The 18,153-nt window shown below is 60.6% G+C and carries 15 protein-coding genes; 8 read left to right on the top strand and 7 right to left on the bottom strand.

Annotated elements, in window-relative coordinates; genetic code table 11:
• Positions 1 to 115 precede the first annotated feature (115 nt).
• Complete coding sequence (gene pdxB, locus C8K63_RS25650; protein WP_108219224.1) at positions 116 to 1,258, bottom strand: 4-phosphoerythronate dehydrogenase PdxB; 1,143 nt, start codon at positions 1,256 to 1,258, stop codon at positions 116 to 118.
• Positions 1,259 to 1,524: 266 nt separating this feature from the next.
• On the opposite strand from pdxB, the gene C8K63_RS25645 reads away from it, so the two are divergent.
• Entirely contained in the window at positions 1,525 to 2,928 is a 1,404-nt protein-coding gene (locus tag C8K63_RS25645) for an MATE family efflux transporter (protein WP_108219296.1), read from the top strand.
• Between the two features lie 138 nt (positions 2,929 to 3,066).
• Here C8K63_RS25645 and tusA read toward each other — a convergent pair whose 3' ends face one another.
• Together tusA and rlmM are read right to left on the bottom strand one after the other, a co-directional pair.
• Positions 3,067 to 3,318 carry a sulfurtransferase TusA gene (gene tusA, locus C8K63_RS25640; RefSeq protein WP_007987255.1) on the bottom strand — a complete coding sequence of 84 codons (252 nt, stop codon included), beginning with the start codon at positions 3,316 to 3,318 and terminating at the stop codon, positions 3,067 to 3,069.
• A 192-nt stretch (positions 3,319 to 3,510) separates the two neighbouring features.
• Positions 3,511 to 4,584, bottom strand: coding sequence for a 23S rRNA (cytidine(2498)-2'-O)-methyltransferase RlmM (gene rlmM, locus C8K63_RS25635; RefSeq protein ID WP_057715663.1), 1,074 nt, complete (start codon positions 4,582 to 4,584; stop codon positions 3,511 to 3,513).
• A gap of 298 nt (positions 4,585 to 4,882) precedes the next feature.
• Between rlmM and acnA the strand changes: the two genes are divergently transcribed.
• Entirely contained in the window at positions 4,883 to 7,624 is a 2,742-nt protein-coding gene (gene acnA, locus C8K63_RS25625; RefSeq protein WP_108219223.1) for an aconitate hydratase AcnA, read from the top strand.
• Positions 7,625 to 7,647: 23 nt separating this feature from the next.
• On the opposite strand, the gene C8K63_RS25620 is transcribed toward acnA, so the two are convergent.
• Positions 7,648 to 8,511: a LysR substrate-binding domain-containing protein gene (locus C8K63_RS25620; RefSeq protein ID WP_108219222.1), complete on the bottom strand. Its 864-nt coding sequence runs from the start codon at positions 8,509 to 8,511 to the stop codon at positions 7,648 to 7,650.
• A gap of 96 nt (positions 8,512 to 8,607) precedes the next feature.
• Between C8K63_RS25620 and C8K63_RS25615 the strand changes: the two genes are divergently transcribed.
• Positions 8,608 to 9,519 carry a DMT family transporter gene (locus C8K63_RS25615; protein WP_108219221.1) on the top strand — a complete coding sequence of 304 codons (912 nt, stop codon included), beginning with the start codon at positions 8,608 to 8,610 and terminating at the stop codon, positions 9,517 to 9,519.
• Positions 9,520 to 9,654: 135 nt separating this feature from the next.
• Here the strand turns inward: C8K63_RS25615 and C8K63_RS25610 are convergent, their stop codons facing one another.
• Positions 9,655 to 10,365: a FadR/GntR family transcriptional regulator gene (locus tag C8K63_RS25610; protein WP_108219220.1), complete on the bottom strand. Its 711-nt coding sequence runs from the start codon at positions 10,363 to 10,365 to the stop codon at positions 9,655 to 9,657.
• A 281-nt stretch (positions 10,366 to 10,646) separates the two neighbouring features.
• Here C8K63_RS25610 and C8K63_RS25605 point away from each other — a divergent pair, with 281 nt between their 5' ends.
• The 3 genes from C8K63_RS25605 (at position 10,647) to ampC (ending at position 14,619) form a co-directional block, all read left to right on the top strand.
• Positions 10,647 to 11,993 carry an MFS transporter gene (locus C8K63_RS25605; RefSeq protein ID WP_108219219.1) on the top strand — a complete coding sequence of 449 codons (1,347 nt, stop codon included), beginning with the start codon at positions 10,647 to 10,649 and terminating at the stop codon, positions 11,991 to 11,993.
• 24 nt (positions 11,994 to 12,017) lie between these two features.
• Positions 12,018 to 13,361 carry a glucarate dehydratase gene (gene gudD / locus C8K63_RS25600; protein ID WP_108219218.1) on the top strand — a complete coding sequence of 448 codons (1,344 nt, stop codon included), beginning with the start codon at positions 12,018 to 12,020 and terminating at the stop codon, positions 13,359 to 13,361.
• A gap of 148 nt (positions 13,362 to 13,509) precedes the next feature.
• Positions 13,510 to 14,619: a class C beta-lactamase gene (gene ampC, locus C8K63_RS25595; RefSeq protein WP_371920808.1), complete on the top strand. Its 1,110-nt coding sequence runs from the start codon at positions 13,510 to 13,512 to the stop codon at positions 14,617 to 14,619.
• A 194-nt stretch (positions 14,620 to 14,813) separates the two neighbouring features.
• On the opposite strand, the gene C8K63_RS25590 is transcribed toward ampC, so the two are convergent.
• Positions 14,814 to 15,161, bottom strand: a complete 348-nt coding sequence (locus tag C8K63_RS25590) for a DUF6124 family protein (protein ID WP_108219295.1) — start codon at positions 15,159 to 15,161, stop codon at positions 14,814 to 14,816.
• Positions 15,162 to 15,684: 523 nt separating this feature from the next.
• On the opposite strand from C8K63_RS25590, the gene C8K63_RS25585 reads away from it, so the two are divergent.
• Complete coding sequence (locus tag C8K63_RS25585; protein ID WP_108219216.1) at positions 15,685 to 16,908, top strand: AAA family ATPase; 1,224 nt, start codon at positions 15,685 to 15,687, stop codon at positions 16,906 to 16,908.
• Positions 16,909 to 17,018: 110 nt separating this feature from the next.
• On the opposite strand, the gene C8K63_RS25580 is transcribed toward C8K63_RS25585, so the two are convergent.
• Positions 17,019 to 17,588, bottom strand: a complete 570-nt coding sequence (locus C8K63_RS25580; RefSeq protein WP_108219215.1) for a DUF4174 domain-containing protein — start codon at positions 17,586 to 17,588, stop codon at positions 17,019 to 17,021.
• A gap of 180 nt (positions 17,589 to 17,768) precedes the next feature.
• Here C8K63_RS25580 and C8K63_RS25575 point away from each other — a divergent pair, with 180 nt between their 5' ends.
• Positions 17,769 to 18,137: a VOC family protein gene (locus tag C8K63_RS25575; protein WP_108219214.1), complete on the top strand. Its 369-nt coding sequence runs from the start codon at positions 17,769 to 17,771 to the stop codon at positions 18,135 to 18,137.
• The last annotated feature ends 16 nt before the right edge of the window (positions 18,138 to 18,153 follow it).

Raw genomic sequence — 18,153 nt, 5'->3', positions numbered from 1 at the left:
CAGGCTCGCTCCTACAGGGGATCCGGGTCGTACACAACATTTGTATCCAGCACGGATCCTGTGGGAGCGACGGTGCGACGATCCGACCTGCTCGCGATTGGGCCGCTGTGGTCAATCAGATTGCCATCGCCCCCAACGCCGCCACAATCCTCTGCAGCTCAGGCGATTCACCTTCGATCCGCACCTGCAATCCGTCGATCTCCCGGCGCAACGGGTAATGCTTGCGCAGCCTATCGAATGCCGCACGCTGCTCGCTGACACTGCCGACCAGGCTGCGACGGAAATCCGCATCGTCACGACGCGGGTCATATACGCCACGGCACAGCATCGCCAAGGCCCAGGCCGGGTCGCTTTGCGCATTCAGGGTCACGTGCGACAGCCACGGTGCCGGCAGTAAATCGCTCAGGCTGACGCGGGCCGGTTGCCCGAGAAAATCGCAATACGCCTGATAAATCTGCGAGGTCCCCCGCTGCTTGCCGTCGAGGCTGTAACCGGCAATGTGCGGCGTTGCCAGCACGCACAGCTCGGCCAGCGCCACGTCGACTTCAGGCTCGCTTTCCCACACATCGAGCACCGCTTGCAGGTCTTCGCGCTGCAGCAGCACATCGCGCAGGGCCGCGTTGTTCACCACCGGTCCGCGACTGGCATTGATCAGCCAGGTGCCGGACTTGAGCTGGTTCAGGCGTGTCTCATCGAACAAATGCCAGGTCGATAGCTGTCCCTGCCTGGTCAGCGGCGTGTGCAGGCTGATGACGTCGCACGCTTCGATGATCTGCTCGAGGCTGACGTAGTCACCGCCTTCAGCGGCCTGCCGTGGCGGATCGCACACCAGCACCTTCCAGCCCAGGCCTTGCAGGACTTTGACCAATCGGCCGCCCACTTCGCCGGCACCGACTACGCCGTAGGTACGCCGGGTCAGGTCGACACCTTCGATTTCGGCCAGGGTCAGCAAGCTGCCGAGCACATAGTCGACCACGCCGCGGGCATTGCAGCCCGGCGCGCTGGACCAGGTGATTCCGGCCTGCTGAAAGTAATCCAGGTCCAGATGATCGGTGCCGATGGTGCACGTACCGACAAAGCGCACCTTGCTGCCTTCGAGTAGCGCGCGATTGACGTTGGTCACCGAACGCACCAACAGCACATCGGCCTGTTCGACCGTGGCACGGTCAATGGAACGACCCGGCACCCGGCGGATTTCACCGAAGCCTTCGAAGAAGGCATCGAGCAGGGGGATATTTTCGTCGGCAACAATCAGCATGGCAGGCTCCTTTGGCGGATCGGCAGTTTAGGCGTAGATGACGCATCGCGCCTAGACGCATCTCTCTGTAGGAGCGAGCTTGCTCGCGATGGACGTCAACGATGACGCGGGATGCCTGAATGAACGTGGCATCCTTGCGTCCATCGCGAGCAAGCTCGCTCCTACAGAGAGTTGATTACAAATCGGTAACACGGGTCTTTTCCTGACCGGCGCGTCAACGCGTAGAATGCGCGCCTGTGCATCAAAACCTTTTGGACGTTTCGCCATTGAATCCTGCAATCGAGAATACCGCCGCCATTGCGCCTGCGCGGACAACACCCGTTCGCCTGGAGCTCAAAGGCCTGCTCAACCTGGCCCTGCCCATCATGATCGCGCAACTGGCCACCACGGCCATGGGCTTCGTCGATGCGGTGATGGCCGGCCGCGTCAGCCCACGGGACCTGGCTTCGGTGGCCCTGGGCAACTCGATCTGGATTCCCGTCTACCTGTTGATGTCCGGCGTTCTATTGGCCACCACCCCCAAGGTCGCGCAACGCTTTGGCGCCGGGCAGTTTGACGAAATCGGTCCGCTGGTACGCCAGGCGCTGTGGCTGGCACTGTGTGTCGGGTTGATCGGCAGCGGCCTGCTGCTCGGCGCCGAGCCGATCCTGCACTGGATGAAAGTCGATCCGCAATTGATCGAGCCAAGCATGGGTTATCTGCACGGGATCGCCTTCGGTTTGCCGGGCATGGCTTTTTATTACGTACTGCGCTGCTACAGCGATGGCATGGGGCGCACCCGTCCGAGCATGGTCATCGGCTTGTGCGGCCTGCTGCTGAACATCCCGCTGAACTACACGTTGATCTATGGCCATTTCGGCGCACCGGCCCTGGGCGGCGTCGGTTGTGGCTGGGCCAGCGGCATCGTGATGTGGTTCATGGCGTTGAGCATGGCCGGCTGGACGTTCTGGGCTCCGTTCTATGCCCGCACTCGTGTGCTGGTGCGCTTCGACCGTCCGCAATGGGTCGTGATCAAGCGCCTGGTCGGCATTGGCCTGCCGATCGGTATCGCCGTCTTCGCCGAGTCCAGCATCTTCGCGGTCATCGCCCTGTTGATCGGCAGTCTTGGCTCTACCGTGGTGGCCGGGCATCAAATCGCCCTGAACATCAGCTCGTTGCTGTTCATGATTCCTTATTCGCTAGGCATGGCGGTGACCGTGAGGGTCGGTCAGGCACTGGGGGCCGGCAATCCTTGGCAGGCGCGCTTCGCGGCGAAGGTCGGGCTTGGCGCAGCACTGGTGTTCGCGGCGTTCTCGGCGAGCCTGATCCTGCTGCTGCGCGAACCCATCGCCTCGATCTACACGCCTGACAAGGCAGTGATCCAAATTGCGTCGATGTTGATCGTCTATGCCGCGCTGTACCAGTTTTCCGATGCCATCCAGGTGATCTGCGCGGGCGCGCTGCGTGGATACCAGGACACCCGGGCGACGATGATCCTGACCTTGTTCGCCTATTGGGGCATCGGCCTGCCGGTCGGCTACGTGCTGGGACTGACCGATTGGTTCGGTCCGGCCAGCGGCCCGAGCGGGCTGTGGGAAGGGCTGATTGCCGGCTTGAGCTGTGCAGCGCTGATGCTGTCGATCCGCCTGACGCTCAGTGCGCGCAGGCGGATCCGTAACAGCCGGGGTTGATCGCCGCACCCCTTGTAGGAGCAGCCGGTCGACGCTCGATTGCTCGCGAAAAACGCCAGGACACCGCGGGGCATCAGGTATTACGCGTTATCGTTGACGTCCATCGCGAGCAAGCTCGCTCCTACAGGGGGGGGCTGATCAGCCGGACTTCTTGCGAATCCAGTAGAGGTAGGTACCCGCCTCTTCGTGCTGCGCCACCAGTTCATGGTCGAGAAACACGCAGAACTTGGGAATGTCGCGACGGGTCGACGGGTCAGTGGCGATCACCTTGAGCAGGCCGCCGGGCACCAGGTCACGGATGTGCTGGTGCAGCATCATCACCGGTTCAGGGCAGTTGAGGCCGGTGGCGTCGAGGGTGCCGTCTACCGGCGTATCAAGCATTTCACTCATGATTCACTCCTGAAACTGGCCGGCATTGTCGCGCATTGCCGGGTGTAACGTCATCTGTGGCATTACGCCGCCCCCCTGTAGGAGCGAGCCCTGCTCGCGATGGTCGTCAACGATGACGCGGGAGACCTGACACCCCGTGGTGCTCTCAGGTCCATCGCGAGCAGGCTCGCTCCTACAGGGGGTTGCGGTGTTTCAGCGGGACTTGGGCTTCTTCACATCAAGCCGGCGCAAATGGCAGGTCACTTCCTCGCGGTCGTGGTACAGCTGCTTGCAGCCGATCTCGACCTTGATGCCCCGAGCCTTGAAGCCGTCGGCAATGCGCTCGAGCAAACGCTTCACTTCGGCATAGCGCTGTTTCATCGGCAGCTTGAGGTTGACCACCGCCTCGCGGCAATGGCCATCGCCGATCCACTCTTCCAGCATCGCGGCGTTGCGTGCCGGCTTCTCGACGATGTCGCAGACCATCCAGTCCACCGGTTGCTTGGGCTTGAAGGTGAAACCGTCGGCCATCAAGTGCTGCACCAACCCCGTGTCCATCAGGCTTTCGGCCATCGGACCGTTGTCGATGGCGGTCACCAGCATGCCGCGGTTGACCAGTTGCCAGGTCCAGCCACCGGGAGCGGCCCCGAGGTCGACGCCGGTCATGTCGCCGTGCAGGCGCTCGTCCCACTGGTCGCGCGGGATGAAGTGGTGCCAGGCCTCTTCCAGCTTGAGGGTCGAACGGCTCGGCGCTTCGCGTGGAAACTTCAGGCGCGGAATGCCCATTGGCCACATGGCCGAGTTGTTCGACTCGGCCAGGCCCATGAACACTTCGCGGCCGCTTTTGAAGGTCAGCAACAGGCGCGGCTTGTGCGCGTCTTCCACCAGCTTGCCGGCGGCCATCAGCGCCTTGCGCAGGTGCACTTCGAACTTCTTGCAGAAGTTCGACAGCTCCTTGCCGTCGTTGGTGTCGACCATTTCCAGCCACAGGCTGCCGCACAGCGGAAAGTCCGCCATATGCGCGAGGATCACGCTGATGCGGTCGGTTTCCGGCAGATCGATGAAAATCCCCCGGGCCCACTGGCGCGGGAAGATCAGCTCGGCGAAACGCTGCCCGCGCATCAGGCGCTCGGCGCCGTCTTCTTCGGTGCAGACGAATTCGGCGCAAGCCGTGGCGGCCTTGGCCTTGGCATAACCGGCCACGTTCAACCGCGCGGCGAGGTCGGAAATCTCGGAACAGACTTCGCCTTCGAAGCCCGGCCGGCAATGCATGAATAGGGTGTTCATTCTTACTCCTGGACCCTGTAGGAGCGAGCCTGCTCGCGATGGACTCAAGGGCGGCGCGTTTACTCAGAAAACACGCGTTATCGTTAACGTCCATCGCGAGCAGGCTCGCTCCCACAAAGAGAGACCGCTTGCGTTGAAGCAAAGCCTGTCACGAAAACCGGCGCATGATAGCTGACTTCGGAACCTGGGGTCTGTTCATAGAGTCCAGTTATTAGCCAGCTACTTAAAACAGGGCTAGGTTTAATGTTCTGCCCGTCCCCTCAGTCCGTAACCGTGCGGACTCAAAGGAGTGATCGTAATGCCGTCCCTCGATAGCCTGAAAACGCTCAAGACCCTGCAAGTCGGCAACAGGACCTACCACTACTTCAGCCTGCCGCAAGCTGCCAAAAGCCTGGGCGACCTGGACAAGTTGCCGATGTCGTTGAAAGTCCTGCTGGAAAACCTGCTGCGCTGGGAAGACGAAAAAACCGTCACCGGCGCCGACCTCAAGGCACTGGCCGCGTGGCTCAAGGAGCGTCGCTCCGAGCGCGAAATCCAGTACCGCCCGGCGCGGGTCTTGATGCAAGACTTCACTGGCGTTCCCGCCGTGGTCGACCTGGCTGCGATGCGTGCGGCGATGGCCAGGGCCGGCGGCAATCCACAGCGGATCAACCCGCTGTCGCCGGTAGACCTGGTGATCGACCACTCGGTGATGGTCGACAAGTTCGCCAGCAGCAGCGCCTTCGAGCAAAACGTCGACATTGAAATGCAGCGCAATGGCGAACGTTATGCGTTCCTGCGCTGGGGCCAGAGTGCCTTTGACAATTTCAGCGTAGTACCACCGGGCACCGGGATCTGCCACCAGGTCAATCTTGAATACCTCGGTCGCACGGTGTGGACCAAGGACGAGGACGGCCGCACCTATGCCTTCCCCGACACGTTGGTCGGCACCGACTCCCACACCACCATGATCAACGGCCTCGGTGTGCTCGGCTGGGGCGTCGGCGGTATCGAGGCGGAAGCGGCGATGCTCGGGCAACCGGTGTCGATGCTGATTCCGGAGGTCATCGGTTTCAAACTCACCGGCAAGCTCAAGGAAGGCATCACCGCCACCGACCTGGTGCTGACCGTGACCCAGATGCTGCGCAAGAAAGGCGTGGTAGGCAAATTCGTCGAGTTCTACGGCGATGGCCTCGCCGACCTGCCGCTGGCCGACCGCGCGACCATCGCCAACATGGCCCCGGAATACGGCGCCACCTGCGGTTTCTTCCCGGTGGACGACATCACGCTGGAATACCTGCGCCTGTCCGGCCGCCCCCTGGAAACGGTGCAACTGGTCGAGGCCTACAGCAAGGCCCAGGGCCTGTGGCGCCTGCCTGGCCAGGAGCCAGTATTCACCGACAGCCTGGCGCTGGACATGGGCCGCGTCGAAGCCAGCCTCGCGGGGCCGAAACGCCCGCAGGACAGGGTATCGCTGCCGAATGTCGCCCAAGCCTTCAGCGACTTCGTCGACCTGCAATTCAAACCTACCAGCAAGGAAGAAGGCCGCCTGGAAAGCGAGGGTGGCGGCGGCGTCGCCGTTGGCAACGCCGATCTGGCCGGCGAAGCGGATTACCACTACGAAGGCCAGACCTATCGCCTGAAAAACGGCGCGGTGGTGATTGCCGCGATCACCTCCTGCACCAACACGTCCAACCCGAGCGTGATGATGGCGGCTGGGCTGCTGGCGAAGAAGGCCGTGGAAAAAGGCCTGAAACGCAAACCCTGGGTGAAGAGTTCGCTGGCCCCCGGCTCGAAAGTGGTCACCGACTACTATAAGGCGGCCGACCTGACCCGTTACCTCGATGAATTGGGCTTTGCCCTGGTCGGCTATGGCTGCACCACCTGCATCGGCAACTCCGGACCGCTGCCAGAGCCCATCGAAAAAGCCATCCAGCAAGCCGACCTCACGGTGGCATCGGTGCTCTCAGGCAATCGCAACTTCGAAGGCCGGGTACATCCGCTGGTGAAAACCAACTGGCTGGCCTCCCCGCCACTGGTGGTCGCCTACGCGCTGGCGGGCACGGTGCGCACCGATCTCAGCCGCGAGCCGTTGGGCGATGACAAGGACGGCAAACCGGTTTACCTGCGGGACATCTGGCCAAGCAGCAAAGAAATTGCCGACGCGGTGAACCAGGTCAACACCGCGATGTTCCACAAGGAATACGCCGAAGTGTTTGCCGGAGACGCGCAATGGCAGGCGATCGAGGTTCCGCAGGCGGCGACCTATGTCTGGCAGGACGACTCGACCTACATCCAGCACCCACCGTTCTTCGACGACATCGGCGGCCCGCCGCCTGTGGTCAAGGATGTCAGCGGCGCCAGGGTCCTCGCACTGCTCGGCGACTCGGTGACCACCGACCACATCTCCCCGGCCGGCAACATCAAGGCCGACAGCCCGGCAGGGCAATACCTGCGCGACAAAGGCGTGGAGCCACGGGACTTCAACTCCTACGGTTCGCGGCGCGGCAACCATGAAGTGATGATGCGCGGCACCTTCGCCAACATCCGCATACGCAACGAAATGCTCGGCGGCGAGGAAGGCGGCAACACCCGCTACATTCCCACCGGGGAAAAAATGCCGATCTACGACGCCGCCATGCGCTATCAGGCTTCGGGCACGCCGCTGGTGGTGATCGCCGGCCAGGAATACGGCACCGGATCGAGCCGCGACTGGGCGGCCAAGGGCACCAATCTGCTGGGGGTGAAAGCGGTCATTGCCGAAAGCTTCGAGCGGATTCACCGCTCCAATCTGGTGGGTATGGGCGTGTTGCCGCTGCAGTTCAAGCTGGATCAGAACCGCAAGAGCCTGAACCTCAATGGCAGTGAAACCCTGGACATCCTCGGCTTGACCGGCGTCGAGCTGACGCCACGGATGAATCTGTCGCTGGTCATCACCCGTGAAGACGGCAGCAAGGAAAAGGTCGAGGTGTTGTGCCGGATCGATACGCTCAATGAAGTGGAATACTTCAAGTCGGGAGGCATTTTGCATTATGTGTTGCGGCAGTTGATTGCCTCATAACGGCTCGCTCCCACGCGTGCAAATCAGGCAAATTCCTCGCGCAGCATCGCCACGAACGCCTCGCGCGCCGGGTGCACCCCGGCGTTTTCGTGCCAGTAAAACAGGTTGTCGACGGCGGTCAGTTCGGGGAATTCAAACCCCGCACACCCGGCACCTTTGGCGTATTGGTCGAACACACCTTTGGGCACCAGTGCCACCCCGGCCCCGGCGCTGACGCAACCGACAATCGCGCCATAACTGGCCAGGCTGACAATCGGCAGTGCCTGACCCTGTCGCAGCAACCAATGCTCCAGCGCCGCCCGGTACGGACAGCCCTGTGGCCACATGAATACGGTCTGGTCCCGCAAGTCGCTGATGTCCCGCAGCGGCCCCAGGGAGGTCGAGGCGATCAGCAATAAATCCTCGCGGTACATCGGCGTGCGCTTGAGGTGCGAACGCTCGACATCCACCGCCACGATGGCGCCGTCGAGTTTGTGATTGAGTGTGTCGTCGAGCAACTGCCCCCAGGAGCCGGTGGTCAGCTCCAGCGCCACCTGCGGAAAACGCTTGTGGAATTTCGCCAGCAGACGCGGCAAACGCCCGGTGGCCGACGACTCGATGGCCCCGATGCGCAAGGGGCCGGAGGGTTCGGCCGACGGGTCGACCGCACGCTTGGCCTCGGCGGTGAGGGCAAGAATCTTCGAAGCGTAGGCCAGGAAGGTCTGCCCCGACGGGCTGATGCGCAGCCCTCGACCCTCACGCAGAAACAGCGCGACGCCGAGCTCGACCTCCAGAGCCTTGATCCGTGCCGTGATGTTCGACGGCACGCAATGCAGCACCTCGGCCGCGCGGGCGATGCTGCCGACGTCGGCCACGGTCTTGAACATGCGAATCTGTGCCAGCTCCATACATCATCCATAGTGAACGGTTTGAGCATTATAAGTCAGTTGTGGTGAACGGTGCGCTTTCTGATACTCGGTGCATCCGCCCACAGGTGCACGACCATGACGCCGCTCACACCCTCCCCCGTTTCACCCTGGAAAATCATCCTGGCCATGGCGTTTGTCGTGGCGTGCTGGGGGTATTCCCCAACCGGCATCCATATCGGCCTGCAGGCCTACGACCCCGTACACCTGGCGCTCCTGCGCTTTCTGCTGGCCTCCGTGTTCATGGCGGTGATCGCGATACTCAAGGGCATCCGCCTGCCCAGGCTTCGAGATCTGCCGCTGATGTTCGGCCTGGGTTTCTTTGCCGTGAGCCTGCACCACGTGGCGATCAACTTCGGACAGCAGGGTATCAGCGCCGGGGCTTCGAGCGTCCTGGCCCAGACCACGCCGCTGTTCAGCACATTGATCGCGCGCTTCGTGTTCAAGGATCAGGTGAGCCTGTGGCGCTGGGGTTGTGTGCTGCTCGGGTTGTTTGGCGTGCTGATTGTGGTGGCCGGCGATCATGGCCTGGGCAGCCTCGACGCCCACGGCTTGCTGATCCTGTTGGCGGCAGTGTCCTGGAGCCTCTACTTTGCCCTGCAAAAGCACCACACCGGGCGTTACGACGGGCTGACGCTGGTGTGTTACACGGTGTGGTCCGGGACGGTGTTGTTGTTGATTTATCTGCCCGGCCTGATGGATCAAATCGCGATTGCGCCGCTGCCTGTGCAGTTCGCCGTGTTGGCGCTGGGGATTTTCCCCAGCGCCCTGGCGTACCTGGCCTGGGCCTATGTGCTGGCGCATGTCGACTTGAGCCGAGCGACGATGACGCTGTATTTGACGCCGCCGACGGCGATGGTCATTGCGTCTTATACGCTCGGTGAACGGCCGACATTGATGATCGTGGTCGGTGGGCTGGTGGTGTTGGCGAGTGTGCTGGCGTTGAATCTGGAGCGGCGGGTTGTGGTTGTTCAGGTTGTGCGGGTCTGATCCAGGATATTTGTTGTCAGAACTGACGCCTTCGCGAGCAGGCTCGCTCCCACAGGGGTACGCATTCCAATGTGGGAGCGACGGTGCGGCGATCCGACCTGCTCGCGAAGAACGATGACGCAGTATCACTGACCATCAACTGGGCGAAAACCGGTCACGACTGTTGGTCAGGTGCAACCACATCGCCGCCCGCGCCGCGTCCGGGTCCTGGCGCTTGATGGCGTTGAGGATCGCCTCGTGTTCAAGGTTGGCCAACTGGCCGAGCTTGCTCAGGTCCACTGCGCCACGCTCGGCGGCATTGACCCGGGTGCGCGGGATCATCGCACTGCCCAGGTGCTGCATGATCTCGGTGAAGCACACATTGCCAGTGGCTTCGGCGATCAGCAGATGAAAACGCCGGTCCGCTTCGACACAGCTGTCGTTGTTGGCCAGCAGGCTTTGATAGTCATCCAGTGCTTCACGCATCTGCGCCAGCTGCAGATCGGTGCGGCGCGTTGCCGCCAGCGCCGCCGCCTGGGTTTCCAGGCCCATGCGCAACTCCAGAATGCTGCGCACCCCCAACGCCGTATCGACATTCAGCCGCAGCCCCTGCTCCGGTGCGCGCTCGATCACGAACGTGCCAATGCCATGCCGGGTTTCCACCAGCCCCGAGGCCTGCAACTTCGAGATGGCCTCACGCACCACCGTGCGACTGACCCCGTGCTCCTGAACGATGGTGTTTTCCGACGGCAACTTGTCGCCGGGCAACATCTGGCCGAGCAGGATGCGCTGGGTCAATTTTTCGACCAGATCATGGGCCAGGTTGTGAGTGCGCTTGCGGGCAGGCGCGTCGAGGTCTTCTTGCATGGAGATATCCGGAACACAGGGCTATCGAATCGTAGCACCGCGCCTGGCGGGAATCCTGTAAAAATTTCACCAAACTTGTATGACAACACTCAACAAAACGCCCATATCGAGTCATTTTTATAGTCAGCAAACAGCGCCACCAGAATAAAAATTTGCCTAATAAGCGCCATTTCATTGGACATACGGGGTTGCACGAAGAAAAAACCTAGTTGTATGATGTCTAGTAACACAGCAATACCCAGCCCTACCCCGCATAAAAATAACGAGTGGGAGAAAACGCAGTGAATACATCCATCTCCGCGATGCACGACGACGCCAATTCAGCGCTGAAGTCCGCCATCGCCAAAGTCAAACGTCACGTCCTGCCGCTGTTCGTCATCATGTTCATCGTCAATTACATCGATCGCGTGAACATCGGCTTCGTCCGCGCCCACATGGAACACGACCTGGGCATTGGCGCTGCCGCCTATGGCCTGGGTGCCGGTCTGTTCTTCATCGGTTATGCACTGTTCGAGGTGCCCTCCAACATCCTTCTGCAGAAAGTCGGCGCACGCATCTGGCTGACCCGGATCATGCTGACCTGGGGCCTGGTCGCCGCGGGCATGGCGTTCATCCAGAACGAAACCCACTTCTACATCCTGCGTTTTCTGCTGGGCGTAGCCGAAGCCGGGTTCTTTCCCGGGGTGATCTACTACTTCACCCGCTGGTTGCCCGGCGTGGAGCGTGGCAAGGCGATTGCGATTTTCCTCAGCGGCTCGGCGATTGCCTCGCTGATCTCCGGCCCGCTGTCCGGGCTACTCCTGCAAATCAGCGGCCTGGGCCTGCACGGCTGGCAGTGGATGTACTTCATCGAGGGTATGTTTTCGGTGGGGTTGTGCGTGTTCGTCTGGTTCTGGCTGGACTCCAGACCCCATGACGCCAAATGGCTGAGCCGCGAGGAACAGGACGCGCTGGTCAAGGCCATCGACGACGAACAGCTGGCCCGGGAAGCGGCGACGCCGATCAAACCGTCACTGGGCAAGTTGCTCAAGGATCGCCAGATCATCCTGTTCTGCCTGATCTACTTCTTTATCCAGCTGACCATCTACGCCGCTACGTTCTGGCTGCCGAGCATCATCAAGAAGATGGGCGACCTGAGCGACATCCAGGTCGGGCTGTTCAACTCGATTCCGTGGTTGCTGTCGATTGTCGGCATGTACGCCTTCGCGTCCCTGTCGGCCAAATGGAAACACCAGCAAGCCTGGGTCGCTGCCGCCCTGCTGATCGCCGCTGCCGGGATGTTCATGTCCACCACCGGCGGGCCAGTGTTCGCCTTCGTTGCGATCTGCTTTGCCGCACTGGGCTTCAAATCGGCCTCGTCGCTGTTCTGGCCGATTCCCCAGGCCTACCTGGATGCGCGCATTGCCGCTGGCGTCATCGCGTTGATCAACTCGGTCGGCAACCTCGGTGGCTTCGTTGCGCCGACCACCTTCGGCCTGCTCGAAGCAAACACCGGCTCCATTCAGGGCGGGCTGTACGGCCTGGCCGCGACCTCGATCATCGCCGCCATCATCGTGTTTGCCGCCCGCAACACACCGAAACCCGCACCCGCCGGCGCGCCGGGCAACCCCGCGGCCAACCACGCCTGAATTCAGCTTTTTAAGGATTGGAAAATGAACCCACAAGACACCGCAAAAGCCCCGGTCATCACCAGCATGCAAGTGGTTCCGGTCGCCGGCCACGATGGCATGCTGCTCAACCTGAGCGGCGCCCATGGGCCGTTCTTCACTCGTAACATCGTGATCCTCAAGGACAACGCCGGCCACACCGGCGTCGGCGAAGTGCCGGGGGGCGAGCGCATTCGCCAGACCCTCGAAGACGCACGCAGCCTGGTGGTCGGCAGCCCGATTGGCACTTACCAGAAGATCCTCAATCAGGTGCGCCAGACCTTCGCCGACCGCGATGCCGGTGGGCGCGGTTTGCAGACCTTCGACCTGCGCATCACCATCCATGCGGTCACCGGCCTGGAAGCCGCATTGCTCGATTTGCTCGGCCAGCACCTGGACGTGCCGGTGGCCGCTCTGCTCGGCGAAGGCCAGCAGCGCGATGAAGTGAAGATGCTCGGCTATCTGTTTTATGTCGGTGATCGCAATGAAACCGACCTCGCCTACCGCAGCGAACCGGACGCCGACAACGACTGGTTCCGCGTACGACACGAGAAAGCCATGACCGCCGACGCGGTGGTCCGCCTGGCCGAGGCGGCCCATGCCCGTTACGGCTTCAAGGATTTCAAACTCAAGGGCGGCGTGCTCAGCGGCGATGCCGAAATCGAGGCGGTCACGGCCCTCGCCGAACGTTTCCCCGATGCGCGCATCACCCTCGACCCGAATGGTGCCTGGTCATTGAAAGAAGCCATCCGCCTGTGCCGCGATCAGCACCGCGTACTGGCCTACGCCGAAGACCCGTGCGGGGCGGAAAACGGTTACTCGGGACGCGAAGTCATGGCCGAATTCCGCCGCGCCACGGGCCTGAAAACCGCGACCAACATGATCGCCACCGACTGGCGTGAGATGGGCCACGCGATCCAGTTGCAGTCAGTCGACATTCCCCTGGCCGACCCGCACTTCTGGACCCTGCAAGGCTCGGTACGCGTGGCGCAGATGTGCCACGAATGGGGCCTGACCTGGGGTTCGCACTCCAACAACCACTTCGACATCTCCCTGGCGATGTTCACCCATGTGGCGGCGGCCGCGCCGGGCGAAATCACCGCCATCGACACCCACTGGATCTGGCAGGACGGCCAGCGCCTGACCAAGGCCCCGCTGCAAATCGTCGACGGCAGCGTGCAGGTGCCGCAGAAACCGGGGCTGGGGGTCGAGCTGGACATGGATCAACTGGCCAAGGCCCATGAACTGTACAAAGGCATGGGCCTGGGGGCGCGGGATGACAGCGTGGCGATGCAGTTTTTGATTCCGGACTGGAAGTTCGATAACAAGCGGCCGTGCCTGGTGCGTTGAATCAACGGTTGCGCACCTTGTAACAATAAATCCGACCCGCCTGTGGGCGGTCGGATTTAAAAACAGGGTTTTCCCCCTAGAATGGCGCGCACCTGAATCAACGACGGATGCAACCAATATGGACAGGCTGAAAACCATCGCCGCTTGCATGGCGCTATTCGCCGCGGGCCAGTGCGTGGCACAGGATCAAATCGAGACGGTGGTGAACGCCGCTGTACAACCGGTGATGCAAGCCCAGGCTATTCAAGGCATGGCCGTGGCAGTCACCGTCAACGGCCAGGCGCATTACTTCAACTATGGCGTCGCCTCGAAAGAAACCGGCAACCCTGTCACGCAAGACACCCTGTTCGAGATCGGCTCCGTCAGCAAGACCTTCACCGCTACCCTCGCCGCTTACGCCCAAGCCACCGGCAGGCTGTCGCTGTCGGACAAGGCCAGCCAGGTCCTGCCGGCCTTGCGCGGCACCGCGTTCGACCACATCAGCGTGCTGCAACTGGGCACCTACAGCGCGGGCGGCCTGCCGCTGCAGTTTCCTGCTGAATTTGATTCGGCCGACAAAATGCTCGGCTACTACCAACAATGGAAACCGCTCTACGCCCCCGGCAGCCACCGACTGTATTCAAACCCCAGTCTTGGCCTGTTCGGCTACCTCGCTGCGCAAAGCATGGGCCAGCCGTTCGATGAGCTGATGGAGAAAACCCTGCTGCCGAAACTCGGCTTGCAGCATACCTACGTACATGTGCCACAGGATCAGATGGCGCTGTACGCCCAGGGCTACAACAAGGACGGCAAACCGGTACGGGTCACTCCGGGTGCGCTGGATTCCGAGGCGTACGGGGTGAAAACCAGCGCCGCGGACTTGCTGCGCTATGTTGGCGCGAACATGAAACCGGCGTCCCTGGAAAAGCCGTTGCAGCAAGCCATCGCCCTGACTCATAGCGGTTACTACACCGTAGGCGATATGACCCAGGGCCTCGGTTGGGAGATGTATCGCTACCCGATCACACTGGATCGCCTGCTGGACGGCAACTCCACGCCGATGGCCATGGAGGCGCACAAGGCCCAGTGGCTGAACCCGCCGCAGGCGCAGCCGCAGAGCGTGCTGGTCAACAAGACCGGTTCAACCGGGGGCTTTGGTGCTTACGTGGCGTACGTGCCATCTAAGGACATCGGCATTGTGATGCTGGCCAACAAGAATTATCCCAATGCGGAGCGGGTGAAGATTGCTCATCAGATATTGAGTACCCTGACTCAATAAGCCTTGCCGCCCTCTCCATAGATAAGGGCGACCTCTACAGGTTAATGTTGTGTAGGAGCGAGCTTGCTCGCGATGGACTCAAGAGCGCCGCGTTTAGCCAGTAAATACGCGTTATCGTTAACGACCATCGCGAGCAAGCTCGCTCCTACAGAGTCCTTAACTGATCGGCATTGACCTCCAGAGGTCACCTTTTTTTACTTTATCGGCACACCTTCGGACGGGTCGATATTGTCCAGTGCGCGGTTGACCAACAACTCGCCCACGACTGCCAATTGCTGAATCGACAGCGCCACATTGCGGTTGGAGCTTTCCAGGTTACAGGCCAGATCGGTGACCAGCACGTTCAGGGACGCGAGGGTTTCACAGGCGTGGCACAGCAGCGTTGGGGTGTCGACGTTTGGGAGGATGGTGAAGATGTGGCTGACAGGGTCAGCGTGTTTGGGGTTGCGCAAGCGAGCGCTGACGGCGGGTTCGGTGATGTCGGAGAGTGGGACATCTGAGTCGGATGGGGATTCCGGGGGATTCGGACTTAACTTTTTCATGAAGAAGTACCATTGGGGATTGTTGAGAAAACTACCCATCTCACTTCCACATGAGGGTGGCAGCTGTACGCAGGTGTGGAAGTCCAGGTCAATCCACCAAAACCCGGTGCACTCGTAAGTGCTCCCGCGCACAGCCGCCAAAACGCGGCGATGTTGACATAAAAAATGTCGACTTGCGCTCTAGGGGCATTGGTAGATGGCTTGAACCAACGGACTTCCACATCCGACCGCTGATTTGCAGCGGCTGAAGAAGGTTATCGATACGGCCCAACGGGCACCAGTTCACGGGGTGCGCCACGTCATGCAGGAAATTTCCGACGCAGCTGAAGTCCTTCGCCTACGCTCGATTTTCTGAGCATCCAGTTACAAATACCTTTTTGCTCATGACCGTTGTGATGCAGGTGAAACCGTTGTATCTAATGGACCTCCCAAGCCTGCGAACGGCATCGGATCAATCCGTGACCGGGAATGACATAATGCGCGCTCACCTAATCAAACCGACTGACCCTAAAAGGGCGTTGTAATGGAAATTTTCAGCTTTCAGCTCAAGGATGTCGGTCGCTTCACCGATATGACCGTTTACCTGGCCCCCACCCCCAAACACCGCTCAAATGTGACGGTGCTTGTAGGAAACAACGGTGCCGGGAAAACCACCCTTTTAAAATCATTGGCCACCTCATTGAGTTGGCTAGTTGCCAGGATTCGTACTGAGAAAGGTGTTGGCAGTTACCTTACAAATGAAGACATTCGAAACGGCGCTGCAGTCGCAGTCGTTTTGACTTCCGTATCAGACAGTTCGCCGGCGCAACCACGTTCCCCCGACGATTATTCAAAACATGATCTCTTTAACTGGGCCATTGCTCGTAGCAGGCAAGGGCGAAAGAGTGATGTCCATAGTGAGTTAGCGGAAGCCAGCCTCCTTGCAGACCACTATCGCACTCAACTAACCATTGATGAAAAAGCTTCACTCCCTCTGATCGCCTACTACCCGGTAGAACGCTCGGTCCTGGAAATCCCACTAAAAATCCGAACCAAACACACCTTTGATCAACTCGACGGCTACGACAACGCATTGAATCGCGGTGTGGACTTCCGCCGTTTCTTCGAATGGTTCCGAGAACGCGAAGACAGTGAAAACGAAACCGGCGTGTCCGACACCGCGCTCGCCGAAATTTCCGCAAAATTCGGCAACGACAGTGACATCTGGAAAACTCTGTCCCAGTTGAAAGCCTCGTCCCGTGACCGTCAGTTAACAGCCGTACGCTCCGCCATCGCCGCGTTCATGCCCGGCTTCAGCAACCTGCGAGTGCAACGCAAGCCGCGTCTGCACATGGCCATCGACAAAAACGGCGTAACGCTGAATGTCTCCCAGCTATCGCAGGGTGAGAAATCGATGATGGCATTGGTCGGCGACATCGCTCGCAGATTGGCGATGATGAACCAGTCTCTGGACAACCCATTGGAAGGTGACGGCATCGTACTGATCGACGAGGTCGACTTGCACCTGCACCCTAAATGGCAGCGCAGTTTGATTCGGCAGTTGAGTGAGACTTTCCCCAATTGCCAATTTGTCCTGACCACTCACTCGCCATTGGTCATCAGCGACGCGAAAGACGTGCTGTGCTACGTGCTCAATGACGGGGAACTGCACGAACAATCAGGCCTGTATGGATTGGATGCCAATCAGGTGCTTCTGGAAGAACGCAACCTGGCACAAAACCTGTGGGAGCGAGCTTGCTCGCGATGACGGCCTGACATTCAACATCGATATCGACTGTTACGACGCCATCGTCGGAACGCCGCCCGGAGCAAGCTCGCCCACAGGTTAATTGCTCACCACAAGAATTCAGTATCGGTTCAATCATCCGGCATTTCAGGCGGTTTGGCGGGCTTGGCGGGTTTGCCCGGTTTTGTGCCTTTTGTGCCTTTTGTGCCTTTGGCGTCCTTGGTCGCCGGCTCGGCCTCAGTGACCGGAGCCGCCACGGTCGCGGTGAATTCTTTCTCGGTCGCCGGCAACTGATCGACAGCGCTGAAAATCGTTTCCAGCTTGATGGCGTCCGATTGTTCGAGTTTCTTTTCGCCGTCCTTGCCGACCAGGATGACCTTGGTCCTGGCGCCGGCACCGAGCTTGAGCGAGCGGATCAGCGCCGCCGTGTCCTGTGGCCCCAGGTCCTTGCCGTCGCGCTGGCCCATCAGGTTGAGCACGGTGTAGAGCACCATGTTGCGGTCGGTGAACCCCTTGCGATTGGCCGGTTCATCCAGCGACTTTTTCAGGCTGACCCAGATCGGATCAACAGCACTCGGAGCGATGACAATCAGTGGTCGGGCCCTGCCCTTGTCCATGTCCAGCGGTGAGTCGCCATCAGTGGCGAACGAAGTGCCGGCAATCGCCAGCAAAGTAGCCAGGGTCAGTGACCTGATGAGCATGCGCATCTCCTTTTGATATCCACGCTCTAATGATTGCGCATTGCGGCGATCGTTCCGGGTGACGTACCGCAAATATGTCTCGCCTTGCCCCAAGCTTAGGTCAGGGCGGTCATTGCGCAACAGGCTGGGCTAATCTGAAGACTCATGACAACCCGCCTGATCCGTCGTGAGGACTTGTGCATGAGCACTCAGTTGAACCACACCATCGTCTGGTGCCGGGACAAGCAGGTTTCGGCGAACTTCCTGGCCAGCCTCCTCGGCCTGCCTGCCCCGCAGCCCTTCGGGCCCATGCTGATCGTCAAACTGGATAACGGCGTGTCACTGGATTTTTACGACAACGACCCGCCGATTGCGTCCCAGCACTATGCATTCTTGATGGGCGACGAGGATTTCGATGCGGCCTTCGCACGCCTGCAAGCCAACGGTCAGCCATGGTGGGCCGACCCGTGCAAGCAGCGACTGAGGGAGATCAATGATTATGCGGGAGGACGGCGGGTGTATTTCGATGACCCGGACGGGCATCTGCTGGAAATATTCACCCGCGAATGAAGCTGGCGTGGCGGCT

It is taken from the genome of Pseudomonas sp. GV085 (assembly GCF_003050925.1).
In the GTDB taxonomy this organism is placed as follows: Bacteria; Pseudomonadota; Gammaproteobacteria; order Pseudomonadales; family Pseudomonadaceae; genus Aquipseudomonas.
This window is presented reverse-complemented; position numbering and strand designations above follow the sequence as displayed.